Source organism: Streptomyces sp. NPDC019224, assembly GCF_040632605.1.
Classification (GTDB): Bacteria; Actinomycetota; Actinomycetes; order Streptomycetales; family Streptomycetaceae; genus Streptomyces.
This window is the reverse complement of the sequence record NZ_JBEYCF010000049.1, coordinates 1-23,484: the sequence shown is the minus strand read 5'-3', so window position 1 is coordinate 23,484 and position 23,484 is coordinate 1. Positions and strand designations below refer to the sequence as shown.

General features: G+C 73.1%; 23 protein-coding genes and 1 riboswitch. Of the genes, 9 read left to right on the top strand and 14 right to left on the bottom strand.

The window, feature by feature from the left end; all coding sequences use genetic code 11:
* Window positions 1-11: 11 nt before the first annotated feature.
* The 6 genes from ABZ564_RS25950 to ABZ564_RS25925 all read right to left on the bottom strand — a co-directional run bounded on the left by ABZ564_RS25950 (window position 12) and on the right by ABZ564_RS25925 (window position 5,565).
* Complete coding sequence (locus tag ABZ564_RS25950; protein ID WP_360860999.1) at window positions 12-590, bottom strand: GAF domain-containing protein; 579 nt, start codon at window positions 588-590, stop codon at window positions 12-14.
* The gene (locus ABZ564_RS25945) at window positions 587-1,333 is read right to left on the bottom strand and encodes an ATP/GTP-binding protein (protein ID WP_360860997.1); all 747 of its coding nucleotides are present in this window, start codon (window positions 1,331-1,333) and stop codon (window positions 587-589) included. Before ABZ564_RS25945 ends, ABZ564_RS25950 begins: the two co-directional genes overlap by 4 nt.
* A complete protein-coding gene (locus ABZ564_RS25940; protein WP_026249772.1) occupies window positions 1,311-1,682 on the bottom strand; it encodes a DUF742 domain-containing protein in 372 nt (123 codons plus the stop codon). The genes ABZ564_RS25945 and ABZ564_RS25940 overlap by 23 nt, the downstream gene beginning before the upstream one ends.
* A 2-nt stretch (window positions 1,683-1,684) precedes the next feature.
* Entirely contained in the window at window positions 1,685-2,119 is a 435-nt protein-coding gene (locus tag ABZ564_RS25935; RefSeq protein ID WP_360860995.1) for a roadblock/LC7 domain-containing protein, read from the bottom strand.
* A gap of 7 nt (window positions 2,120-2,126) precedes the next feature.
* A complete protein-coding gene (locus ABZ564_RS25930; protein ID WP_360860993.1) occupies window positions 2,127-4,007 on the bottom strand; it encodes an ATP-binding protein in 1,881 nt (626 codons plus the stop codon).
* Between the two features lie 289 nt (window positions 4,008-4,296).
* A complete protein-coding gene (locus ABZ564_RS25925) occupies window positions 4,297-5,565 on the bottom strand; it encodes an MBL fold metallo-hydrolase (RefSeq protein WP_360860992.1) in 1,269 nt (422 codons plus the stop codon).
* A gap of 411 nt (window positions 5,566-5,976) precedes the next feature.
* Here ABZ564_RS25925 and ABZ564_RS25920 point away from each other — a divergent pair, with 411 nt between their 5' ends.
* Together ABZ564_RS25920 and ABZ564_RS25915 are read left to right on the top strand one after the other, a co-directional pair.
* Window positions 5,977-7,185, top strand: a complete 1,209-nt coding sequence (locus ABZ564_RS25920) for a Glu/Leu/Phe/Val dehydrogenase dimerization domain-containing protein (protein ID WP_360860990.1) — start codon at window positions 5,977-5,979, stop codon at window positions 7,183-7,185.
* A 119-nt stretch (window positions 7,186-7,304) separates the two neighbouring features.
* The gene (locus ABZ564_RS25915; RefSeq protein WP_360861047.1) at window positions 7,305-7,895 is read left to right on the top strand and encodes a TetR/AcrR family transcriptional regulator; all 591 of its coding nucleotides are present in this window, start codon (window positions 7,305-7,307) and stop codon (window positions 7,893-7,895) included.
* A 34-nt stretch (window positions 7,896-7,929) separates the two neighbouring features.
* Here the strand turns inward: ABZ564_RS25915 and ABZ564_RS25910 are convergent, their stop codons facing one another.
* Window positions 7,930-8,934 carry a DUF6745 domain-containing protein gene (locus ABZ564_RS25910; protein WP_360860988.1) on the bottom strand — a complete coding sequence of 335 codons (1,005 nt, stop codon included), beginning with the start codon at window positions 8,932-8,934 and terminating at the stop codon, window positions 7,930-7,932.
* A gap of 82 nt (window positions 8,935-9,016) precedes the next feature.
* Complete coding sequence (locus ABZ564_RS25905; protein WP_360860986.1) at window positions 9,017-9,343, bottom strand: hypothetical protein; 327 nt, start codon at window positions 9,341-9,343, stop codon at window positions 9,017-9,019.
* 175 nt (window positions 9,344-9,518) lie between these two features.
* Here ABZ564_RS25905 and ABZ564_RS25900 point away from each other — a divergent pair, with 175 nt between their 5' ends.
* From ABZ564_RS25900 to ABZ564_RS25875, 6 genes are read left to right on the top strand one after another with little or no spacing between them, the layout of a single operon-like run.
* Window positions 9,519-10,469, top strand: a complete 951-nt coding sequence (locus tag ABZ564_RS25900) for an STM4015 family protein (RefSeq protein ID WP_360860984.1) — start codon at window positions 9,519-9,521, stop codon at window positions 10,467-10,469.
* A 7-nt stretch (window positions 10,470-10,476) separates the two neighbouring features.
* A complete protein-coding gene (locus ABZ564_RS25895; protein ID WP_360860982.1) occupies window positions 10,477-11,451 on the top strand; it encodes an STM4015 family protein in 975 nt (324 codons plus the stop codon).
* Complete coding sequence (locus ABZ564_RS25890) at window positions 11,432-12,577, top strand: STM4014 family protein (protein ID WP_360860980.1); 1,146 nt, start codon at window positions 11,432-11,434, stop codon at window positions 12,575-12,577. The genes ABZ564_RS25895 and ABZ564_RS25890 overlap by 20 nt, the downstream gene beginning before the upstream one ends.
* A 19-nt stretch (window positions 12,578-12,596) precedes the next feature.
* Complete coding sequence (locus ABZ564_RS25885) at window positions 12,597-13,409, top strand: STM4013/SEN3800 family hydrolase (RefSeq protein ID WP_360861045.1); 813 nt, start codon at window positions 12,597-12,599, stop codon at window positions 13,407-13,409.
* Window positions 13,406-14,761 carry an STM4012 family radical SAM protein gene (locus ABZ564_RS25880; protein ID WP_360860978.1) on the top strand — a complete coding sequence of 452 codons (1,356 nt, stop codon included), beginning with the start codon at window positions 13,406-13,408 and terminating at the stop codon, window positions 14,759-14,761. Before ABZ564_RS25885 ends, ABZ564_RS25880 begins: the two co-directional genes overlap by 4 nt.
* A gap of 7 nt (window positions 14,762-14,768) precedes the next feature.
* Window positions 14,769-15,662 carry an STM4011 family radical SAM protein gene (locus ABZ564_RS25875; protein ID WP_360860976.1) on the top strand — a complete coding sequence of 298 codons (894 nt, stop codon included), beginning with the start codon at window positions 14,769-14,771 and terminating at the stop codon, window positions 15,660-15,662.
* 14 nt (window positions 15,663-15,676) lie between these two features.
* On the opposite strand, the gene ABZ564_RS25870 is transcribed toward ABZ564_RS25875, so the two are convergent.
* Entirely contained in the window at window positions 15,677-16,531 is an 855-nt protein-coding gene (locus ABZ564_RS25870; protein WP_360860974.1) for an SGNH/GDSL hydrolase family protein, read from the bottom strand.
* Between the two features lie 183 nt (window positions 16,532-16,714).
* Window positions 16,715-17,593: a LysM peptidoglycan-binding domain-containing M23 family metallopeptidase gene (locus ABZ564_RS25865; RefSeq protein WP_360860972.1), complete on the bottom strand. Its 879-nt coding sequence runs from the start codon at window positions 17,591-17,593 to the stop codon at window positions 16,715-16,717.
* A gap of 3 nt (window positions 17,594-17,596) precedes the next feature.
* Window positions 17,597-17,752, bottom strand: a riboswitch (cyclic di-AMP (ydaO/yuaA leader).
* A gap of 539 nt (window positions 17,753-18,291) precedes the next feature.
* On the opposite strand from ABZ564_RS25865, the gene ABZ564_RS25860 reads away from it, so the two are divergent.
* Window positions 18,292-19,104: a tyrosine-protein phosphatase gene (locus tag ABZ564_RS25860; RefSeq protein WP_360860970.1), complete on the top strand. Its 813-nt coding sequence runs from the start codon at window positions 18,292-18,294 to the stop codon at window positions 19,102-19,104.
* Window positions 19,105-19,114: 10 nt separating this feature from the next.
* Here ABZ564_RS25860 and ABZ564_RS25855 read toward each other — a convergent pair whose 3' ends face one another.
* From ABZ564_RS25855 to dxs, 4 genes are all read right to left on the bottom strand, one after another.
* Window positions 19,115-19,291, bottom strand: coding sequence for a DUF6126 family protein (locus ABZ564_RS25855; protein ID WP_360860968.1), 177 nt, complete (start codon window positions 19,289-19,291; stop codon window positions 19,115-19,117).
* 46 nt (window positions 19,292-19,337) lie between these two features.
* A complete protein-coding gene (locus tag ABZ564_RS25850; RefSeq protein WP_360860966.1) occupies window positions 19,338-19,946 on the bottom strand; it encodes an XRE family transcriptional regulator in 609 nt (202 codons plus the stop codon).
* Window positions 19,947-20,033: 87 nt separating this feature from the next.
* Complete coding sequence (locus tag ABZ564_RS25845) at window positions 20,034-21,431, bottom strand: aspartate aminotransferase family protein (protein WP_360860964.1); 1,398 nt, start codon at window positions 21,429-21,431, stop codon at window positions 20,034-20,036.
* Window positions 21,428-23,356, bottom strand: a complete 1,929-nt coding sequence (gene dxs / locus ABZ564_RS25840) for a 1-deoxy-D-xylulose-5-phosphate synthase (protein ID WP_360861043.1) — start codon at window positions 23,354-23,356, stop codon at window positions 21,428-21,430. Before dxs ends, ABZ564_RS25845 begins: the two co-directional genes overlap by 4 nt.
* Between the last annotated feature and the right edge of the window lie 128 nt (window positions 23,357-23,484).

Here is a 23,484-nt window from a genome sequence, read left to right as displayed (position 1 = left end):
GGCGCGGCCGGTCAGAGCCCGAAGGTGTTGTCCTCCCTGCGGTAAAGATGGCCGACGAGCTCCTGCGCCAGGGACTTGATCGTGTCGAGCCCCGCCCTCCCCCAGGGGCGGGGCACGGTGTCCACGGCGCAGACGGCGCCCAGCGCGATGCCGGTGCGGTCGATGAGCGGCGCCCCGAGGTAGGAGCGGATGCCTATGTCGTCGACGACCGGATTGCCCGCGAACCTGGGGTAGTCGCAGACGTCCTCCAGCACCAGTGCCTTGCGCCGGACGACCACGTGCGGGCAGAAGCCGTGGTCGAGGGCCACGTACCGGCCGCTGCCGGTTGCGGCGGCACCCAGGTCCGAGCCCTTGCGGGTGCCGGCGGGGGTGTGCAGCCCGGCGTAGAACTGCCGGTTCCCGTCGATGAAGTTGACCATCGAGAACGGTACGTCCGTCACTTCGGCCACCCGGTCGGCGAAGGCGTCGAAATCGTCGAACGAGGCGTCGTCCCGCTCCCCCAGACCGAGGCTGCGCAGCCGCCTCGTACGGGCGGGCGCCTCGCCGTCGACGGGGGTCAGCAGCAGCCGCCCGGCGGCGTGCGGGATCACGACCGGGCCCCGAATCCGGCGTGGCCGGACAGGGGCACGGCGTCGTCGGTGGCGTTGATGAGGTGCTGGACCAGCGTCACGAGCGTGCCGGTGCCGGAGCTGGCGATGCGGGCGTCGCACAGCACGACCGGCACCTCGGGGGACAGGTCGAGCGCGGCGCGGACTTCCTCGGGGCCGTAGCGGTAGGCGCCGTCGAACTCGTTGACGGCGACGACGAACCCGATGCCGCGCCGTTCGAAGAAGTCGACTGCCGCGAAGCACTCCTCCAGCCTGCGGGTGTCGGCGATCACCACCGCTCCCAGCGCGCCCTGCGAGAGTTCGTCCCACATGAACCAGAAGCGTTCCTGGCCGGGTGTGCCGAACAGGTAGAGCACGTGCTGTTCGTCGAGCGTGATGCGGCCGAAGTCCATCGCCACGGTGGTGGAGGTCTTCGACTCGACGCCCTCCAGGCTGTCGGTCGCGGCGCTCGCCTGGGTCAGCAGCTCTTCCGTGCTCAGGGGTGCGATCTCGCTGACCGCGCCGACGAACGTCGTCTTGCCGACGCCGAACCCGCCGGCCACCAGCACCTTGAGCGCGACGGGAAAGCCCTCGGACGCGGCGGGCGCTGCGGCGTACTCGGCAGTGGCGGTCTCCTGCGCGTACCCGCCGCCGGAGCCGTCGCCCGCGTAACCGTAGCCGTAGCCATAGCCGGAGCCGGAGCCGTCCGGGTAGCCGTAGCCGTCAGAGCTGTCGTCGTAAGCCATCGAGCACTGCCTCCAGCAGATGTCGGTCGGTGGGCGTGTCATGGAAGGCGGGCGCGTGAGCGGTGACGGCGCCGCAGTCGACCAGGTCGGAGAGGAGCACCTTGGTCACGACTGCGGGCAGCCTCAGATGCGCGGCGATCTCGGCCACCGATGTGGGCCCCTCGCACAGTCCCAGCGCCACCGAGTGCTCGGGGCCGAGGTGGGTCTGCGGAACGGTCCCGGTGGCCATCACCAGGGACAGCAGGTCGAGGACGGCCGTGGGACGGGTACGGCCGTTGCTCACCGTGTAGGGGCGGATGAGGCGGCCCGCCGCGTCGTCGAGCAGCGGCCCGTCCTGGGTCACCGCCATGCTCACAGCCCCGCGGAGCCCGGCGCCGCGGCCGCCTGTCTCACCGGCGTCATGAGATAGGGCCGTACGCTCTTGACCAGCATGGTCATCTCGTAGCCGAGCACGGCGGCGTCGGCGTTGCGGCCGGCCAGCACGGCGAGGCAGGCCCCGGAGCCGGCGGTGGCGACGAAGAGCAGGGTCGAGTCGAGCTCCACGACCACCTGGCGGACCTCTCCGTTGTCACCGAACCTCGCTCCGGCGCTACGGCCCAGCGAGTAGAGGCCGGCCGCCAGCGCCGCCATGTGGTCGGCGCTGTCGGCGTCCATGCCGTGCAGGGACTTCACCAGCCCGTCGGCGGAGAGCAGGACGGCGCTGCGGGTGTACGGCACGCGCTGTACCAGGCCGCTCAGCAGCCAGTCGAGGTCCGAGACCTGACCGGACGGCATATCGGTCGCCATGGTGCATCTACTCCTTGGTGGGGTTCGCTGCGAGTGGGTCGTGGTCGCCGGGGTACGTCCCGGCCCCGTGCGGTTGCGCGGGGCCGGCCGTGCCCCGGACGGGGAGCGGCCGGGACGGCGCTCCCAGCTGCGTGGCCGTCGTGGTGCGCGTGGCACCGGCCGGCGCCTCCGGCGCGGTCTCCTGCTCGGACTCGGCGCGCGCCTCGGCGAGGTCGATGCCGCGCCGGAAGGCGGCGACGAGCCCGGGATCGTGCAGGACGGGCTCGTCCTCGGACCTCGGGGCGGGCGCTTCCCTGAGCTGCGGGACCAGGTGTTCCTGGTTGGCGCGCTTGGGGAGCAGGGGCCGGGCCGCGGTGGTCTCCGGCGTGGGCGCCGTCGCGGCCCCGTCGTCGGGCCGGGGCGTGGGCGGCGCGTCGTCGGCCGGCCGGTCCACGCGCTCGGCTCGCAGGGGAAGGGGCGGGGCCTCTCCCTGACGGGCCGGTCGCGGCGGGGTGCGGTGCGGACGGGGCTGCTGCTGGCTGGGGACGTAGGGCCGGCGCTCCGGCTCGGGGGCGGGCGCCGGATCGCGCGGTGCCGCGCCGTCCTCCAGGGGCGGCGGGCGGTGCACGGGCCCGGCGGGCGGGGCCGGCGTCTCCCCGGCCCGGCCGGCGTCGTCGTCGGTGCCGAGCAGGGTCTGCGGAAGGACCAGGACGGCCTGGGTGCCTCCGTAGATGTTGCTCTGCAGCCGTACGACGATGCCGTGCCGCCGTGCCAGCGAGGCGACCACGAACAGGCCGATCCTGCCGTCCTGGAGGAGGCGGGCGACGTTGACCTGGTCGGGGTCGGAGAGCAGGGCGTTCATCCGCTTCTGCTCGTCCCCCGGCATGCCGAGACCGCGGTCCTCCACCTCCAGGGCGAGTCCGGCGGTGACGTGCTGGGCGCGCAGGAGCACCTGGGTGTGCGGGGCGGAGAACACCGTGGCGTTCTCGACGAGTTCGGCGAGGAGGTGGATGACATCGGCCACGGCGTGCCCGCGCAGGGTGCCGTCGATCGGGGGGACGAGCTTGACCCGCGGATACTGCTCGACCTCGGCGATCGCCGAGCGCAGCACCTCGGTCATGGTGACGGGGTTGCTCCACTGGCGGCGGGAGACGGCGCCGCCGAGCACCGCGAGGTTCTCGGCGTGGCGGCGGATGCGGGTGGCCAGGTGGTCGACGTGGAAGAGGCCCTTGAGCAGGTCCGGGTCCTCGACCTCGTGCTCCAGTTCGTCGAGCAGCTGGATCTCGCGGTGCACGAGGGACTGGAGGCGGCGGGCGAGATTGACGAAGACCTCGACCTTCTGGTCCTCGCCGCTGTGCTCGGAGATCCGGGAGGCGTCGACGACCGCGGCCACGGCCGCCTCCTGCTGGCGCCCCAGCTCCTGGGCCAGCAGCTCGAAGGGGTCGCCGCCGGGGGGCGGGCTCTGCGGGGCGCGCCGGACGGGCACGGGCTCGCCGTTGCGCAGCTGCTCCACGACGCGTTGCAGTTCGGCCTGGCCCTGGACGCTGGTCCGGCGCAGCGCGAGGCAGCGGCCGAGCACCGTGGTGGCGGCCCGGTTGGCGGCCAGGAAGGCGGAGCCGACCGCGCCGAGCGTCAGCGCGCCGGCGGCGCCCAGGGCGATCCAGAGCTCGGTGGACGGCCGGGTGTGACCCGCGCGGGCGGTGAACACGACGGCCGCGGTGCCCGCGAGGGCGACCGCGAGGGCCGGCAGCACGGCGGTGCGCAGGAGTTGAGGGCGTATGCGCGCCTCGGGGGTGGGGCGGACGGCGCGCGGTCTGGCCGCGGCCGAGTGGGAACGGGCGCCCGGTCGGCCGTGCCGCCCGCCCTCTCGTCGTTCCGGTCGCGCGTCGGGTGCGCGAAGTTGAGACATCAGCGTCCTCGGTACGTGGGGCCCCAGGCATCTGCGTTCACGTGGTGGCACCTACGGTGGTCGGGCATTTTCGGGTCATCGGCCGGGCAGGCCCGGAGAATATGAGCCCACCGTTGATCACCGGGCACACACGGTAGTCGCCAGAAGTGCGGCTGCGACGGGCAGTTGTGGAACTTGCCCGCCATCCGTCCCGCTCTGGTATGAGCGCTCGCACGGACGGCCGATTCCCGGGGGTCCTATTTCGCGCCGGACGCCCCGTCCGGGCGCTATGGTCCAAACGCCTCGGGTCTCAGGCCTGGGGTGCCCGGGCGCGGTCCCGGCCGGCCTCCGGGGCGGCACCGTCCGCCGGGTCGTGGAGCTGTACGTGGACCGGGGGCCAGTTGCCCCAGCCGGGGGCGGGCTCGGTGGCCACGGCGCGCCACCACGGGTCGACGGGCGGCGGATCGGCGGGCTCGAACGGCTGGCCGGGGCGCGGGGAGACCATCGTCACGCCGACGGACCCGGTGGCGCGCATGGACCATTCGGCGGGCTCGGCCCAGGGGTGCAGGGCCAGGTTGAACGTCCCCCAGTGGATCGGCAGCATGACGCCCGCCGCGGGGTCGTCGCCCTGGAGGTCGAGATGGGCGCGCACGCCTTCGTCGGGGCTCATGTGGATGTCCGGCCAGGCTCCCGGCTCCGGCATGCTGTCGGTGCGGTCCTTGGGCCAGAACTGGCTGTACGCCCCGATCTGGATCATGGTGGCGTCGAACGGCCCGTGCTCTGCGCCGATGGCCCGGAAGCCGGGGAAGTAGCCGGTGTCGCCGCTGTGGTAGATCCGGTGCTCGGGGCCGGCGACCACCCAGGACGCCCAGAGGGTGTGCTGCTGGTTGCGCAGGCCGCGTCCGCAGAAGTGGCGGGCGGGGGTCGCGGTGAGGCTGATCCCGGCGACCGTGGCGGTCTCGTTCCAGTCGAGCTCGCGGAGCCGGCCGGGCGCGACGCCCCAGCTCTCCAGGTGCGCCCCGACACCGAGCGGGACCGCGAAGACCGTGTCCGTACGCGCCAGGGCGCGGATCGTCGGGAGGTCGAGGTGGTCGTAGTGGTCGTGCGAGATCACCACCACGTCGACCGGGCCCAGGGCGCCGAGCGGCACCGGGGCCGGGTGCAGGCGACGGGGCCCGGCGAACGCGAAGGGGGAACAGCGCTCTCCCCAGACCGGGTCGAACAGCACGCGCCGCCCATCGATCTCGGCGAGGACACTGGAGTGCCCCATCCAGGTGATCCGGAGCCCGGAGGCGGGCGGCCCGGCGAGGTCGGCCACGGTCGTGGCGTGCACGGGCACGGGGGCCGCGGGCGCCCTGAGCACCCGCTCCTCCTTGCGGAAGTAGACCCGCGCGAACTCCAGGGCGGAACCCGAGGGCCTGATCCGCGCACCGACCGGGTTCCGGAAGACACCGTCCGCGAAGTTGGGGGAACGGCGGATGCGCTCCATACGGGCGCCGTCCGGGTCGGCCCCGAAGGCAGCGGGGCGCAGCGCACGCAGTCGGGTGCGCAGCGGGAGCCTGTGGTCAGCGCCGGTCACGGGGTCTCCTGAGGGAGTCGGTGTCGTCTCATTATGGACGGGGGGCACGACAGTGCGAGAGCGGAACACCCGGGGGACGGGGCTCCGCTCCGGCCGTGGGCACGCGCCCCCGTCCGCGCACACGCCCGGCCGGGCCGCCGGAGGAGGCCCCGGTCCCGGACCGTGCCCTCGTGGTAGTCGTCGCATGTGGTCACGCCGGTCCAACGAACGGACCCGGCGCAGGATTCCGCGTCTGCGGCACGCTCCCCCGCTCCGCCGCCGCGCACCGGCGCGTTCCGGCCACCCCGCGGCATGGCGGCGAACGCCTCGTTGACAGGGTCGCCCCCGCTCCCAATACTGACCAGCGGTTCAGTACCGGGAGCCCGGCAGCCGCCGGAACCGCCCGCCGACAGTGACCGAGGAGCACTCCCGATGACGACGCCTCCGGTGTCCCCGCCCGCCCCGCTCATCTCGCTGACCTGGACCGACCACGCCACCGGCCGTCAGGGTCACCTCGTGGTCGACCGGCTGGTGCGCGGGGTGTCCAGCGGCGGGCTGCGGATGCGCCCGGGCTGCACGCTGGAGGAGGTGGCCGGGCTGGCGCGGGGCATGACGATGAAGGAGGCCCTGCACTTCGACGCGGACCGGCCCGGGGCGCGCTACATACCCCTCGGCGGCGCCAAGGGCGGCATCGACTGCGACCCCCGCGACCCGGCGGCCTACGGCGTCCTGGTGCGCTACCTGCGGGCGATGCGCCCGTACATCGAGAACGTCTGGACGACCGGTGAGGACCTGGGCCTCTCCCAGGACCTGGTGGACCGCGCGGCGGCGGAGGCCGGCCTCGTCTCGACGGTGCAGGCCGTCTACCCGCTGCTGGAGGACGAGGCGTCGGCCCGGCGCCGGCTGGCCGACGCCTTCGCCCTGGAGGTGGACGGCATCGGCCTGGACGAGCTGGTCGGCGGCTGCGGGGTCGCCGAGGCCGCACTCGCCGCGCTGGACCGGGACGGAATCGCGTACGACACCGCCCGGGTGGCGCTCCAGGGCCTGGGGACGATGGGCGGGGCGACCGCACGCTTCCTGTCCCGGGCCGGGCTCCGGGTGGTCGCCGTCGCCGACATCAAGGGCACGATCGCGAACCCGGCCGGGCTCGACGTCGAGGTGCTGCTCGCCGCACGGGACGCGCACGGCACGGTGGACCGGGGCGCGCTGCGCGCCGCCGACCGGGAGCTGCCGGCCGACGCCTGGCTCGTCCAGGACGCGGAGGTGCTCGTCCCGGCCGCCGTGTCCTACGCCGTGGACGCCGTGAACCAGGCCGGGATCAGGGCCCGCTGGGTCGTCGAGGCCGCCAACATGCCGGTGCTGCCGGAGGCCGAGGCCCTGCTCGCGGCGCGCGGGATCACCGTGCTGCCCGATGTGGTGGTCAACTCCGGGACCAACGCCTGGTGGTGGTGGACCCTCTTCGGCGACATCGGCGCCGACGCGGACGAGGCCTTCGCGCACACCCGGCGCGCGATGCGCGATCTGGTGGGCCTGGTGCTGGCCCGCGCGGCGGCGGACGGCTGCACACCGCGTGCGGCGGCGCACGCCGTGGCCGCCGACCGCCTGCCGGTGATGGCCGAACGCTTCGGCTGGTACCGCTGACCGCCGGAGCCCGCGCCGCCGGCCCGCAGGCCGGGTCCCGGTCCGGCGAACCCGCCTGCGGCTCCTGCCACCGGGTGGGTATTGGTTAGGGTGACGCCGTGGCCAGAGTGCGGTTGGGTGTGGCGGAGCGGCGCGAGGAGTTGCTGCGCGCCGCCGTCGAACAGATCGAGGTACGCGGTGTCGCGGCCGTACGGATCGCCGACGTGGCGTCCGTGCTCGGCGTGAGCAACGCGCTCGTGCTCTATCACTTCTCCACCAAGGAGAAGCTGGTCGCGGCCGCCTTCGCGCACGCCGCCGAGATCGATCTCGCCCATCTGCGCAAGCTGTTGAGCCGCCGCACGACCGCCGTACGCAGACTGCGCGCGGCCGTCCGCTGGTACGCGCCGACGGGCCAGGCCAAGGGCTGGCGGCTGTGGATCGAGGGCTGGGCGGCCTCGCTCCGCGATCCGGCGCTGCGCAATGTGGCCGGCGACCTCGACCAGCAGTGGAAGGCCGAGCTGGCCGAGGTCATCGAGGAGGGCGCGGCGGCGGGCGAATTCCACTGCGACGACCCGATGTCCGTGGCCTGGCGGCTGACCGCCCTGCTGGACGGGCTGGCCGTGCAGATGACCTCGTACAACGGCCCGCTGTCCCGGGCCACCATGCTGGAGTGGAGCGAGCAGGCGCTCGCCCGTGAACTGGGCATCGACCACAAGGCCCTGACGGCCTGACCGCTCCTCCTTTCCCCGTCCGCCGCTCCCCCGGTCAGGTCTGCTGGAGCGGCGCGTAGACATCGCTGGGGAGGCCGAAGGTCCAGGCGACACCCTCCCTGGCCGTCCTGGTCGTGGGGGGCACCCGCAGCCAGTACGTGCGGTGGGTGCCGTCCGGCTCCGGTGTCGAGTTGACCACCTCGACCATGACGACGTCCTCGTCCCCGGCGAGGGCGATCCGCCAGAGGATGCCCGTCTCGTCGCGGTGAATTGGCTCGGCGCCGGACTCGGTGAGGTAGCGGTCGTAGCCGTAGTACTCCAGCATCACGCGGCGCAGCTCCGCGTTCTCCTCGGAGCGGATGCGCTCCGGGGTCAGCGCGGCCAGCTCGTCGAGGAACTCCGGGGGGACGGGCATGCCGCGCCAGGCGTACAGGGCGAACCCGTCCGGGTAGGAGAGTGCCGGTCCGTCACCTCGGTCGAGCCGGCCCGCCTCGTCGCGGTGCAGGGCCTCGGGGCGCTCGCAGATCACCGCGACCCGCTCGTAGGGCCACCACCAGCCGGCGTTGCGCGCCACCGCCGCCAGTCCGTCGAGCCGGTCGCCCCGGCCGTCGAACGCGGCGAGCCAGGCCGCGTCGTGCTGCCCGAGGACCGCGTCGAGCAGGGCGAGGCGCACCTCGGACCCGGCACCGGCGTCCTCCCCGGCGAGGTCGGTGACCACCCCGGTCCGTATCCGCTCGGCGAGGGCCGCCGTCGTCTCCCAGAGCTGGGCCCCGGTGGCCGACCAGAGGGCGGACCAGCCGGCCGGGCCCAACGCGTCGTACACGCGGCGCCGTTCATCCGCCCAGGGGCGGGTGCGCACCTCGTCGCGGACGGAGCGCCCCGCGTCGGTCAGCTTCGCGACGGCCTCCACGGCCGCCCTGGGCGAGCCGGCCCAGACGAACTCCTCCGGTTCGGCCAGCCCCGCGCTGCGGTAGGCGAGCCGTACCCCGTCCTCGGCCGCCGCCCGGTCCGCCGCGCCGGTCGCCGCCGCCACGGCCCGCCAAGAGTCCACGTACTGCATCGGTTTCCCCGTCCCCTGTTGTGCTGTTCCGTCTGTTTCCCTGATCTCGCACGGCCTTGCCGCCGTGCCGGTCCGTCGTCGCTCAGTCCGCGACGATGCGGACCGCCCCCGGCGCGTACTCCCGCTGGCGCACCACGCGGAACCAGCCCCGGGGCAGCGGAATCGTCGCGTGCTCCTCGTGCACCACGCGCCCGCCCTCGGGGAGGTGGAGCAGCATCGGGCCGAACACCCCGTTCTCCCGGATCAGCCGGCCGGGCCCCGGCACGGCGTGCGCGTGTCCGGTCACCTCGCCGAGCGCGAGCACCAGCCGGCCCCGCGCGTCGCGCAGTTCGCCCGGCGCCTCCAGGAGGTGCGCGGGCACCGCCGACTCCTCCAGTGGCACGATCAGTACGTCGCCCTGCCGGTACACAGACCTCTCCCCTCCGCGGCGGCACCCGGTGTGCCGGCCACATCGAAAACGCTACGGCGGGGGTCTGACAATCGGCCGTCGAGCCGTTCCGGGCGGGGGCGGGCGCGGCGTTGTCAGTGGGCCTTGATAGACCTTGCGGACATCAATCCGTCGCCGTCATCAGGAGCTCAGGGCCATGTCAGTGGACCACCTGCACGAGTTGCTCGGCCTTCCGGCCGTCGATTTCCAGTCCGGGACGGACGGTGGCACCCGGCCCGCCGCCGGAGCAGCCGCCTGGCGGGTGTCGATCGACGCCTACGAGGACGAGGGCACCTGGGAGGAGGAGTTCAACGCCTTCCTGGAAGAGGTCGATCCGGCGGGTGTCCGGGCTCTGATCATCGGGCAGTGGGGCGAGTCGTACGAGGAGAAGTCCTCGTACCCGATCGGTCTCGTCATCGCGGCCGCCGACCGGCTGACATCTCTTGAGGCGGTGTTCGTCGGAGATCTGACGATGGAGGAGGCGGAGATCTCCTGGATCGAGCAGAGCGATGTCACGGCGCTGCTCGACGCCTTCCCCGCGCTGGTGGAGCTGGGGGTGCGCGGCGGCTCCGAGCTGGTCTTCCCGGCTACGAAGCACGAGCGGCTGCGGGCGCTGACCATCGAGACGGGCGGGCTGCCGCGCGCGGTGGTGCGCGGTGTCCTGGAGAGCGAACTTCCCGCGCTGGAGCGGCTGGACCTGTGGCTCGGCGTCTCGGCCTACGGCGGCGACGCCGACGTGGCGGACCTGGCGCCGCTGCTCGCCGGTACGCGCTTCCCCGCCCTGCACCACCTCGGCCTGCGCAACAGCGAGATCCAGAACGAGATCGCGGCGGCCCTCGCCTCGGCCCCGCTGGTGGCCCGGCTGCGCACGCTGGACCTTTCCTGCGGCACGCTCGGCGACGAGGGGGCGGCCGCTCTCCTGGAGGGCCAGCCGCTGACCCATCTCGACGTGCTGGACCTGCACCACCACTTCCTCACCGAGCCGATGGAGCGCCGCGTCACCGAGGCGCTGGAGCCGCACGGGGTGCGGGTGGACCTCTCGGAGCGCTGCGAGCCGTGGGACGACGAGGAGGGCCCTGAGGGCCGGTACGTCACGGTGTCGGAGTGACGGCGCGATGACCGGCATCGATCACCCCTGCGCCTTCCACGGCCTGCCCGTCTTCACCCTGCCGGAACCGGGCGACGACCGTCCGTGGCCCGCGACGCCGCCGCCGGCGGACTCCATGGCCTGGCGGCTGGACTGTGGCTGGGAGGAGCGGGAGTTCGCCGAGGTCTGGCAGCACTTCCTGGAGACGGTCGACCCGGCGCAGGTGCATGCCCTGGTGATCGGTCACTGGTGGCACGGCAACTACAGCTCCCTGGCTCCCGTGGTGGAGCTGATCACCTCGGACGCGGCCCGTTTCCCCGCGCTGCGCGCCCTGTTCCTCGCCGATGTCGTGGGCGAGGAGTGCGAGGTGTCGTGGCTGCAGATGTGCGACATCACGCCGGTGCTCCGGGCCTTCCCCCGTCTGGAGGAGCTGGTGGTACGGGGCGGTGGCAGCGGGCTGGACGAAGAGACGCTGGAGCTGCACCCGGTGCGGCACGAGGCGCTGAAGGCCCTGCGCTTCGAGTCCGGCGGTCTGCCCGGCCATGTCGTGCGGGCGGTCGGCGCCTGCGAACTGCCGGCGCTGGAGCGGTTGGAGCTGTGGTTCGGCTCCCAGTGGTACTCGGGCGACGCCACGGTGGCGGACATGGCCCCGCTGCTGTCCGGGGGCGCCTTCCCCCGGCTGCGTCATCTCGGGCTGCAGAACAGCGAGATCCAGGACGAGATCGCCGCGGCGGTCGCCTCCGCCCCGGTCGTCGCGCAACTGGACTTCCTGGCGCTCTCGATGGGCACCCTCAGCGACACGGGGGGCCTGGCCCTTCTCGAAGGCCAGCCCCTCACCCATCTGGGCGGCCTGGACCTCCACCACCACTACCTCACCGGCCCGGTGATGGAGCGCTTCAAGGAGCTGTCCGAGCGCGACGACGTCCACGTCGATCTCGCCGAGGCGGACTACTGGGACCCCGAGGACGAGGACGATTCCCGCTATGTCGCCGTCAGTGAGTAGCGGCCCGCCGCGTCTCGTGGTCGTCGGCAACCCGGGCAGCCGCCGCGTCTCCCTGTTCCAGGACGCGGTGACCGCCGCCGGCCTGCCCGAGGCGCGTACGGTCCCCTGGCTCGACGTGCTGCGGGGCGGGGCGCGCTTCCTGCCCGGGGAGACCGTGCGCATCGAGTCGCCGGGCGAGGACGCCGAGGTGGACCGGCTGCTGCGCGACGCCGACGAGCCGACCCGGGTGGAGGGTTCCGCTCTCTGGTACGCGCGGTTCACCGCCGCCGTACGCGAGGTGGCGCGGGCGGCGGCGGAGGCCGGCGCCCTCCTGCTCGACGGCCCGGCGGACATCGCGGCGCTCTTCGACAAGCGGCTGTGCCACGGGGCGCTGGACGCGGCCGGGGTGCCCGTCCCCGCCTCGCCGACCTCCGGACCGGGCGGGGCTCCCGTGCGCGGCTGGGACGATGTGCGGGACCTGATGGCGGCCCACCGCATGCCCCGGGTGTTCGTGAAGCCCGCGCACGGCTCGTCGGCCTCCGGGGTGCTGGCCGTGGAGACGGCGGGCGGCGGCCGGATCAGGGCGGCCACCTCGGTCGAGCGGGACCCGGCCGGCCGGCTGTACAACTCGCTGCGGGTCCGCCGGTGCACGACGGAGCGCGAGGTCGCGGCGCTCGTCGACGCGCTGGCGCCCGACGGGCTGCACATCGAGCGCTGGCTGCCCAAGGCGACGCAGGGCGGCCGGGCCGCCGATCTGCGGGTGGTCGTGGTCGACGGCCGGGCCACCCACGCCGTGGTGCGCACCAGCGCCTCCCCGATGACCAATCTGCATCTCGGCGGGGCGCGCGGCGACCTGGCCGGGGTGCGCGCGGCCGTCGAGGCGGCGGGCGGCGGCTGGGGCGAGGCCCTGGCCGTCTGCGAGCGTGCCGCGGCCGCCTTCCCGGACACGCTGTGCGTCGGCGTCGACCTGCTGCCCCTGACCGGCTGGCGGCGCTTCGCCGTCGGCGAGGTCAACGCCTTCGGAGACCTGCTGCCACGGCTGACCGGCCTGCCCGGCAGCGGCGCCGAGGGCCTGGACACCTACGCGGCGCAGATCGCCGCCGTACTGGACCGAGCAAGGAACCACCGTGTCAGCACAACCTCCTGAGCACTTCTCCGACCCGGCCATGAGCGAGGTCGTGGGCAGCCACGACCTGCTGCTCGTCACCCTGGACACGCTGCGGTACGACGTCGCGGCGGAACTGGCCGCGGCCGGACGCATCCCGCGTCTGGCCCGCCATCTGCCGGGCGGAGTCTGGGAGGAGCGGCACGCCCCGGGCAGCTTCACCTACGCCTCCCACCAGGCGATCTTCGCGGGGTTCCTGCCCACTCCGGCCGCGCCCGGGCCGCATCCCCGGCTGTTCGCCGCCCGCTTCGCCGGCAGCGAGACCACGGCGGAGCGCACCTTCGTGTTCGACACCCCGGACCTGGTCTCGGGGCTCGCGAAGGAGGGGTACCGCACGGTGTGCGTCGGCGGTGTCGGCTTCTTCAACCTTCGGGGGCCGCTCGGCTCGGTGCTTCCCGGAATGTTCCAGGAGGCGCACTGGGAGCCGGAGTTCGGGGTGGCCTCGCCCACCTCGTTCGAGGCGCAGGTGACGCGCGCCGAGCAGGTGGTCGCCGCGCTGCCGCCGGAGCAGCGGCTCTTCCTCTTCGTCAACGTCTCCGCGCTCCACCAGCCGAACTGGTTCCACAAGCCCGGGGCCACCCGCGACGCCGGCGACAGCCGCGCGACGCACGCCGCGGCCCTGGAGTACGTGGACGCCCACATCGGCCGGCTCTTCGCCGCCGTGAGCAGCCGCCGCCGTACCTTCGCCATCGTCTGCTCCGACCACGGCACGGCCTACGGAGACGACGGCTACACCGGTCACCGGCTCGGTCACGAGTCCGTCTGGACCGTTCCGTACGCCCACTTCTTCCTGGAACCGGGGAACGCCCGATGACCCTGACGCACACCGTCCGCCCGTACGAGAGCTATGTGTACGCCTATCCGCACAAGACGGCGTACCGGCCGCTCGCCGGGCAGCCCGGCGGGCGGCCGGCGCTGAGCGAGCTGTGGGCGGGGGAGCGCAAGGACGCGCTCTCCCTCTACCTGCACATACCCTTCTGCGAGGTCCGCTGCGGCTTCTGCAACCTCTTCACCCGGATCGGCGCGCCGGACGAGCTGACCTCGCGGTATCTCGACGCACTGGACCGGCAGGCGAGCGCCGTGCGGGACGCGCTGGGCGACGGGGAGCCGGTGCGGTTCGCCGCGGCGGCGTTCGGCGGGGGCACGCCCACCTTCCTGACGGCGGGCGAGCTGGAGCGCCTGTGCGACATCGCGGAGAAGCGCATGGGCGCCGATCTGCGGTCCGTGCCGCTGTCCGTGGAGACGTCCCCGTCGACCGCGACCGCCGACCGGCTGGCCGTCCTCGCCGAGCGGGGCACGACCAGGATCAGCATCGGGGTGCAGAGCTTCGTGGAGGCCGAGGCCCGCGCGGCGGTGCGCCCGCAGCACGCCGCCGACGTCGAGCGCGCCCTCGGCCTCATCCGGGACACCTCCATACCGGTTCTCAACATCGATCTGATCTACGGCATAGCCGGCCAGACCGAGCGGACCTGGCGCGCCTCGCTGGACGCGGCGCTGCGCTGGCGGCCGGAGGAGCTGTACCTCTACCCCCTCTACGTCCGTCCGCTGACCGCGCTCGGCCGGCTCTCCGCCGGTGAGGCCGACGCCGCCTGGGACGAGCAGCGCCTGCGCCTGTACCGGGCCGGCCGCGACCATCTGCTGGCCCACGGCTACGAGCAGGTGTCGATGCGGATGTTCCGCCGCGCCGACGCCCCGCGCGCGGAGGGGCCGGACGACCACGCCTGTCAGACGGACGGCATGATCGGTCTGGGCTGCGGCGCCCGTTCGTACACCTCGCGGCTGCACTACTCGTTCGACTACGCGGTGCGGATGGGCGAGGTGCGGGGCATCATCGACGCCTACACGGCCACCGTCGACTTCTCCCGTGCCGAGGTGGGGTGGTACACCGACGGGGAGGAGACGCGCCGCCGGCATCTCCTCCAGTCGGTGCTCCAGGCCGGGGGCATGCCGGTGGACGGTTACCGCGAGCGGTTCGGCACCTCGCCGTACGAGGACTTTCCCGAGGAGCTGGCCCGGTTCGAGGCCCGGGGCTGGCTCGATCTGCAGGCGCCCGCGGAAGGGCTGCTGCGGCTGTCGCCCGAGGGGCTGGCGTACTCCGACGCGCTGGGCCCCGAGCTCTTCTCCCCCGCCGTGCGGGCCGCGATGGCCGCGTACGAGCTGAAGTGAGTGCCGCGTGGACCTGACGATTCTCTACCGGGGCCCGCTCGCCTCGTGCGACTACGACTGCCCGTACTGCCCGTTCGCCAAGCGGCGCGACAGCCGGGAGCAGCTGCGGGCGGACCGGGCCGCGCTCGAACGGTTCACGGCGTGGGTGGCGGCGCAGACAGGCGACCGGATCTCGGTGCTGTTCACGCCGTGGGGCGAAGGCCTGGTGCGCTCCTGGTACCGCCGGGCGATCGTGGAGCTGGCGGGTCTCGCGCAGGTGCGCCGGGTCGCGATCCAGACGAACCTGAGCGGCCGGACGCGGTGGCTGGCCGAGGCTCCGGCGGCGGCCCGCGAGCGGATCGCGCTGTGGTGCACGTACCACCCGGGGCAGACGCCGTACGAGCGTTTCCTCGGCCGGTGCGCGGAGCTGAGGGACCTCGGGGTCCGGCACAGCGTGGGCATCGTGGGCCTCGACGCCCACCTCGAGGAGGCGCGACGGCTGCGCGCGGCGCTCGCGGACGAGGTCTACCTCTGGGTCAACGCGGCCGAGGGGCACACCTACACGGACGAGGAGGCGGACCGGTGGACGGTGATCGACCCGCTGTTCCCGTACAGCCGCCATCCGCACCGTTCGGCCGGGCTGCCCTGCCGGACCGGGGAGTCGGTGATCTCGGTGGACGGGGAGGGGACGGTGCGCCGCTGTCACTTCGTCCGGGCGGAGCTGGGCAATCTGTACGACGGGAGCTACCGCCGGGCGCTGCGGCCGAGGGCCTGCCCGCTCGCCGTCTGCGACTGTCACATCGGTTATGTGCACCTGGAGACGCTGCCGCTGTACGACGTCTTCGCCGGCGGGGTGCTGGAGCGTGTTCCGGCGACGCTGCCGCTGTCCCCGGCCGCCGCGACGCGGTCACGGGGCGACTGAGGACAGCGGGTCCGTCAGAGCGGCAGCAGGTCGGGCCGCTTCGGCTCGACGTGGTCCCCGGAGGACTCGCCGCGCAGCCGCCGTCCGATCCACGGGACCAGGTATTCGCGCGCCCAGTGGATGTCGTCGCGGCGGATCTCCAGCGTGCCGCGCGGGGGCTCCGGCGGCCACGGCTGGTCCGGGTCGGCGGGCACGTCGAGGCCGAGGACCTGGGCGGCGCGCAGCGCGACCCGGGTGTGCCCCTCGGGCGACAGGTGCAGCCGGTCGCCGTCCCAGGCGCGCCGGTCCTGCACGGAGCGCAGCGACCACAGGTCGAGGACCGGGCAGCCGTAGCGGTCGGCGACGGCCCGGACGTGGGCGTTGTAGGTGGCGATCTTGCCGCGCAGATGGCGCAGCACGGGCACCCGGCGGGTGTCGAAGCCGGTGGTGACCATGACGGTGCCGACCGACCGCGTGAGGTCGGCGACCGCGCGCTCGAAGCGTTCGGCCAGGTCGTCGGGGTCGGTGCCCGGCCGGATGATGTCGTTGCCGCCGGCACAGAAGCTCACCAGATCGGGGGCGAGTTCCTTGGCTCGGGGCACCTGCTCCTCGACCACCTGGTCGAGGAGGCGTCCTCGTACTGCGAGATTGGCGTACCGGAAGTTCCCGTGCGCGGGAACGGGTGAGCCCTCGGCGTCCGTCGCCGTGCCGGGGTGCGGGAGCCGGTCCGCGAGGAGTACCGCGAGCCGGTCGGCCCAGCCGACGAACGTTCCGTCCGGGCCGGGGTCGCCGACTCCCTCGGTGAAGCTGTCGCCAATCGCCGCGTACGACCCGATGGCGCCCTGTTGGTCGATGACGCCCTGTTGAAGGTTGTTCGAATCGTCTGCCACAAACGCATATCCTGCACCCCGGAATGTGACCTACGCGACCGTAATAAGGGGTTGACGAAGGGTGAGATAAACCACCCGGTCAGTTTTCGGTAAAGAGGGAATAAGCAGAGGGACGGCGCGCCGCCGCGCACCGTCCCTCTCGGTCGTTCCGTGGCCCGGATCACCGGGCCGGTACCGCCTGGATCAGACGGAGATCCCGTGCGACGCCAGGTAGGCGATCGGGTCGATGTCCGAGCCGTACTCCGGGCCGGTGCGGACCTCGAAGTGGAGGTGGGGGCCGGTGGCGTTGCCGGTGGAGCCGGAGAGGCCGACCTGCTGGCCCGCGGTCACCGTCTGGCCCGCCGAGACGGAGAGCGAGGACATGTGGCCGTACTGCGAGTAGTGGCCGTCGGCGTGCTTGATGACGACCTGGTTGCCGTACGCGCCGCCCCAGCCGGCGGTGACGACGGTGCCGGAGGTGATCGCCTTCACGCTGGTGCCGGTGGCGACGGGGAAGTCGATGCCGGTGTGGCTGCCGCTGGACCAGTTGGCGCCGGAGGCACGGTAGGCGGTGGTGTGGTTGCCCGGGACCGGGTGGACGTAGCCGGAGGCGTTGTCCTGGGCGGCCGGGGCCGGGGCCTCGGTCTTGGCCTCCGTCTTCACCTCGGCCTTCACCACCGTCTCGGCGGGGGCCTTGGACGGGGTGGCGGCGGCGGGGGCCGCCTCGGCGCCGAGGGTCAGCTTCATGCCCGGGAGGATCAGGCTCGGGTCCTCGCCGATGACCTCGCGGTTGTCCTGGTACAGCTTCTGCCAGCCGCCCTCGACGTGGTGCGCGGCCGCGATCTTCGACAGGTAGTCGCCGGAGACCACGGAATAGGTGGTGCCGGCGCTCTTCGCGGACTTGGCCGAGGCGGTGTGCGCGGCGGCCGACTTCGAGGCGGCCGGGGCGGACTGCTCCGCGGCGTGGGCACCGGTGGCGCCGAGCAGCGGAAGCGCGATGACGGCTCCACCGGCGCCGGCGGCGGCGACGCCGCGGGCGATGATGCTGGACTTGGAACGGCGGTGCTTACCCGAATTGGGCATGAAGAATTTCCTCTCCGGCGCCTGCGAGGTGAGCTGTCGGGTTCGGGCTGGAGATGCCCGGCCGCGCCTGGCGCGACTTCACCCCTAGCCGTCCGGTCGTCCCGGTCGGCGGCTTACCTGGTTCCCCCGCTCCTGCCACACGGTGAGTGGATGCGAATTCCGGACGGCGGCAGGATTGGGCGTTCCATCCGGATGGCATGGAACGTAAGCGAGCCGGGACGGCGGAAACAAGCCGCGGCTTCCACGCCGGATTCCGTACCGGAATTGCGGCACGGAATTCCGGTCACACTCCGTGGATTACGGATCTTGGCTTTCCGCGCGGCGCATGGTCTACCCCGCCGGGGCGTGGCCACACACCGTCACGGATATGATCCCGCTCACGAGAGGGTGATCATCCCCCTTCCAATCAGGGCACTTTCGGCATAACTCCCCAATCCGGACATGTCATGCCCATCGTCCGCACCGGAGCCGGACCGGCCGAGCGCGTCACCGGAGACCTCGTGGGGCTCCTCCGTCACCGCTCCACGCGGGCCCGCACCTCATCGGCCGTCCGGGACCGAGGACGGCGCCGCGTACGGGAGAACCGGCGGGCCGCGGGAGGCGGTGGAGGAGATGACTGCCCCGGGAATCGATGTCGTATCGTCGCGGGCGTGGGCCCGTCGGCGACACGCGCCGGGGCAGAGCCTCCAGGAGTGACCGTGACGCAGCAGCTGCCGCAGACCCCGCCGAGGGAGCCCGTACTCACCGGCGTCCGCAACTTCCGGGACGTGGGCGGTCTGCCCACCACGGACGGCCGCCGGGTGCGGTACGGCAGGCTCTACCGCAGCGGCCACCTGGCGCACGCCACGGCCGAGGACGCGGCCTTCCTCGGCGGGCTCGGCCTGCACACCGTCTTCGACTTCCGCAACGCGGCGGACCACAAGCTGGACGGCCTGGACGTGGAGCTGCCCGGCGTACGGAACGTGAGCATCCCGCTCAGCGACCCGGCGGACGGGGCGGAGTTCTGGCGGATGGTGCGCGACGGCAACATGGAGGAGCTGCGCTCGATCCTGGCCGACGGCAAGGGGACCCGCCGCATGGTCGCCTCGTACCGCGCGATCATCCTGGAGCGCACCGCCGAGCACAGCCGGGTGCTGCACGCTCTGGCCGAGGACAGTGTGCCCGCCCTGATGCACTGTGCGGCCGGCAAGGACCGGGCGGGGCTCTCCATCGCGGTGACGCTGCTCGCGGTGGGCGTCGGGCGGGAGACCGTCGAGGCCGACTACCTGAAGTCGAACGACGCGCACCGCCGCTACCGCATCCGGCGCAGCGACACCTCGCCCGCCGGGTTGTCCCCGGAGGTGCTGGAGCTCCTGAACCCGCTCTTCGGCGCCCAGCCCGAGTACCTCGCCGCGGCCTTCGCCGCCATCGACGAGACCTGGGGCGGCACCGACCGCTACCTCGCCGAAGGACTCGGGCTCGCGCCCGCCACCCGGGAACGGCTGCGCGAACGGCTTCTCGACGAGAGCTGAGCCGGCGGTCCTACTGGTTGTGCATGCCGACCGCGAAGAGCAGGTAGAGGAACGCGGCGATGACGTGCCCGGCCACGAGGTAGGCGAAGAGCCGGATGACGAGTCCGCGCGGCATCTTCTTCTCGTGGGTGTCGGCGCCCGGGCGCCTGGCCGGGGTGAGCGGGTCGTAGTTCTCGGAATCGGACATGACTGGCCTCTCTGGCTGCCGGGAGGGCCCCGGCGGCGAAATCGTCTCAGCGACGGTGGACCGGGCTGCCGAGGCACAGCTCGGCGGTGGGGCTCTGCAGCAGGGTGTGGACGAAGAGCAGCTCGGAGCCCTCGGGTTCGGGGGCCGCGATCCGGTGCGGGGTGAGCGAGTCGAAGTGCGCGCTGTCCCCGGGGGCGAGGTCGTGGACCGTCTCGCCGAGCGTCACCCGGAGGCGGCCCGCGAGGACGTACAGCCATTCCTCGCCGGGATGGACGCGGATCAGGTCGCCCTGGGCGCCGTACGGGACCCGGACGCGCAGCGCCTGCATGGCCCGGCCGGAGCCCCCGGCCTGCTGGTACAGCCAGCCGTCGGCCGCCGCGCCCTCGAAGGGGCGGCCGCGGACGATCGCGTCCCGTTCCGGGGGCATCTCGCCGAGCAGCTCGGAGACCGTCGTACCGTAGATCCTGGCCAGCTGGAGCAGCATGGGCAGCGAGGGCTGGCGCCGGCCCGTTTCGAGGCGGGACAGATGGGCGGGTGAGAGCCCGGCCCGCTGGGCCGCGGTCTCCAGGGTGAGACCACGGCCCCGCCGCAGATCGCGCAGGCGCGGCGCGACACCGGGCAGCTCGTCGGCCGCCTGGCCGTCCGGAGGATTCATGCCTCCATTGCGCCAAAGACTTTCCCCGGAGGCAAATTTCTTGCCTCCGGGGCAAAAAGCGGCGATCGGCGGCCCGTTCCCCCAGTGTCAGCGGTTGGCGACGGCCTGCTTCACCAGGGTCCGCCCGAAGTCCCACATCAGTCCGCCGCCGCTGTGCGCGTCGTCCATGACGGCGGTGAACGCCTCGACGAAGCGGTCCACGTCCGCGTCGTCGACGACCAGCGGCGGAATCAGCTTGATCACTTCGAGGTGGTCGCCGGAGACCTGCGTGAGGATGCGGTGCTTCTGGAGCAGGGGCACGACCACCATCTGGGCGAAGAGGCCCTTGCGGGCCGCCTGGAGCATGGTCCAGCGGCTGCGCAGCTTGAGCGAGACGGGGCGGCCGAACTCGATGCCGATCATCAGCCCGCGCCCCCGCACCTCGTGCAGCAGCTCGTAGCGCCCGACGAGCGCGGACAGCCGCTCGCGGAGCAGGTCGCCGGTGCGGCGCGCGTGCGCCACGGTCTCCTCGTCCTCCATCACCGACAGCACCGCGAGCCCGGCCGCCATCGCCTGGGCGTTGGAGCCGAAGCTCGCGGAGTGGACGAGGACCCGGTCCATGGAGGAGTAGACGCGCTTGAAGATCCAGTCCTTGCCGAGCGTCGCCCCGACCGGGACATAGCCGCCGGAGAGCGCCTTGGCGACGCAGACGAGGTCCGGTTCCACCCCTTCCTCGTGCTGGTACGCGTAGAAGTCGCCGGTCCTGCCGAGCCCGGTCTGCACCTCGTCGGCGATGAGGAGGGCCTTGTGCCTGTGCAGCAGCTCCTGGGCCTCGCGCAGGTAGCCGGGCGGCGCGGCGTGCACCCCCTTGCCCTGGATCGGCTCGACCACCAGGGCGGCCACATCGCCCCGCTTCAGTTCCCGCCGCAGGGCGTCGAGGTCGCCGAGCGGGATCGCGGTGTCGGGCAGCAGTGGGGCGAAGCCGTCGCGGAACCCGCCCTCCCCGTTGACCGAGAGGGAGCCGGTGGTCAGCCCGTGGAAGGCGTGGTCGCAGTACAGCACGCGCGGCCTGCCGGTGGCGTACCGGGCGAACTTGAGGGCCGTCTCGACGGCCTCGGTGCCGCTGTTGCCGAAGAACACCCGGTCCAGGTGGGGGCTGTGGCTCAGCAGCTTCTCCGCGAGCAGCCCGGGCAGCGGCTGGCAGTCGAAGCGGGTGAGGTCGGCGAGCGAGGCGTCCAGGACGTCGTGCAGCGCCTTGCGTACGACGGGGTGGTGCCGGCCGAGCCCCATCACGCCGAATCCGGCGAGCATGTCCAGGTAGTCGTTGCCGTCCGCGTCCCAGAAGTGCGCGCCTTCGGCCCGTTCGTAGACCTTGTCGAAGCCGATGGTGCGCAGCATGCGCGGGAGCTGGTGGTTGAGGTACCTGGTGTGCAGCTCGTAGCGTTCGGCGCCGCGCTCGGCGAGAAGCCGCGCCAGATCGAAGCCCTTGGGCTCGTCGTCCTTCATGCCCCGCTCTCCTTGTGCCCGTTGTCCGGAGCGTCGTGCTCCGTGCCGCCGGCCGCTTTCCGGGCGGCCGTGACGGCGCTGATCCGGCCGGCGATCTCGACCGGTGTGAGTCCGATGTCGGCCAGTACCTCGGACCGTTTGCCGTGCGCGAGGAACTGCTCGGGGATGCCGAAGGTGCGCAGCGGTACGTCGACACCTGCGTCCCGCAGCGCCTGGCCGACCGCCGAACCGACGCCTCCCGCGCGGCTGTTGTCCTCGACGACGGCGACGAGCCGGTGCCCCGCGGCGAGCGGCGGCAGTTCCTCGTCGACCGGTTTGACCCAGCGCGGGTCCACCACGGTGCAGCGGATGCCGGCGCCCGAGAGCAGTTCGGCGGTCCGCAGGCAGACCGGGGCCATCACCCCGACCGCGACGAGCAGCACATCGGCGTCCTCGTCGCGTCGCAGCACGTCCATGGAGCCGATCCGGCCGACCGCGGGAACCGGCTCGCCCACCGACTCCTTCGGGAAGCGCACCAGGGTCGGCGCGTCGTCCACGGCGACGGCCTCGCGCAGCTCCTCCCGCAGCCGGTCCGCGTCGCGCGGCGCGGCGATCCGCAGGCCGGGCACGACCTGGAGGATCGACATGTCCCACATGCCGTTGTGCGAGGCGCCGTCGGGGCCGGTGACGCCGGCCCGGTCCAGGACGAAGGTGACCCCGCACCTGTGCAGGGCGACGTCCATCAGGAGCTGGTCGAAGGCCCGGTTGAGGAACGTGGCGTAGACGGCGACGACCGGGTGCAGGCCGCCCGTGGCGAGTCCGGCGGCGCTGACCGCGGCGTGCTGCTCGGCGATGCCCACGTCCCAGACGCGGTCGGGGAACGCCTCGGCGAACTTCGTCAGTCCGACGGGATCCAGCATCGCCGCGGTGAGCGCCACGACGTCCGGCCGCTCCGCCCCGATGGCCGCGATCTCGTCCCCGAACACGGAGGTCCAGGACGGGCCCGCGGCGGGGACGAGCGGGGCGCAGGTCAGCGGGTCCATCGCGCCGACGGCGTGGAAGCGGTCGGCCTCGTCGCGCAGGGCGGGGGCGTAGCCGCGGCCCTTCTCGGTGAGGCAGTGCACGAGGACCGGGCCGCAAAAGCGTCTGGCCCGGTGCAGCGCGTCCTCGACGGCGGCGGTGTCGTGTCCGTCGACCGGGCCGACGTACTTCAGCCCCAGGTCCTCGAACATGCCCTGCGGGGCGACGAAGTCCTTCAGGCCCTTCTTCGCCCCGTGCAGCGACCCGTACAGCGGCTGCCCGATGACGGGGGTGCGCTCCAGGAGGCCCTTGCCCCAGGCCAGGAAGCGTTCGTAGCCGTCGGTGGTGCGCAGGGTGGCCAGGTGGCGGGCGAGGCCGCCGATGGTGGGCGCGTAGGAGCGCTCGTTGTCGTTGACGACGATGATCAGCGGGCGGTCCTTGGCCGCGGCGATGTTGTTCAGCGCCTCCCAGGCCATGCCGCCGGTGAGGGCTCCGTCACCGATGACGGCGACGACGTGGCCGCCCCTGCCGCGGACCTCGTTGGCCTTGGCGAGGCCGTCGGCCCAGCCCAGGACGGTGGAGGCGTGCGAGTTCTCGATGACGTCGTGCTCGGACTCCTCGCGGGACGGGTAGCCGGACAGGCCGCCCTTGCCGCGCAGCTTGGAGAAGTCCTGGCGGCCGGTGAGGAGCTTGTGCACGTAGCTCTGGTGGCCGGTGTCCCACAGGATGCGGTCCACGGGCGAGTCGAAGACCCGGTGCAGGGCGATGGTCAGCTCCACCACCCCGAGGTTGGGGCCCAGGTGGCCCCCGGTCCTGGCCACGGCCTGCACCAGGAACGTACGGATTTCGTCGGCGAGTTCGCCGAGTTGTGACGCGTTCAGTGCCTTCAGGTCGTGCGGCCCCCGGATGCTCTGCAGCAGCGTCATGCCCAGGCCCCCTCTCTGGTCCTGTTCCAGCTCAGGTGACGGCCCGGCAGGCGGGCGGGGCGGGTGCCCCGCCCCGTCCGGCGCGTTGTGACGAAGTGCGGCGAGCGGCACGCGCACCTCGCCGACCC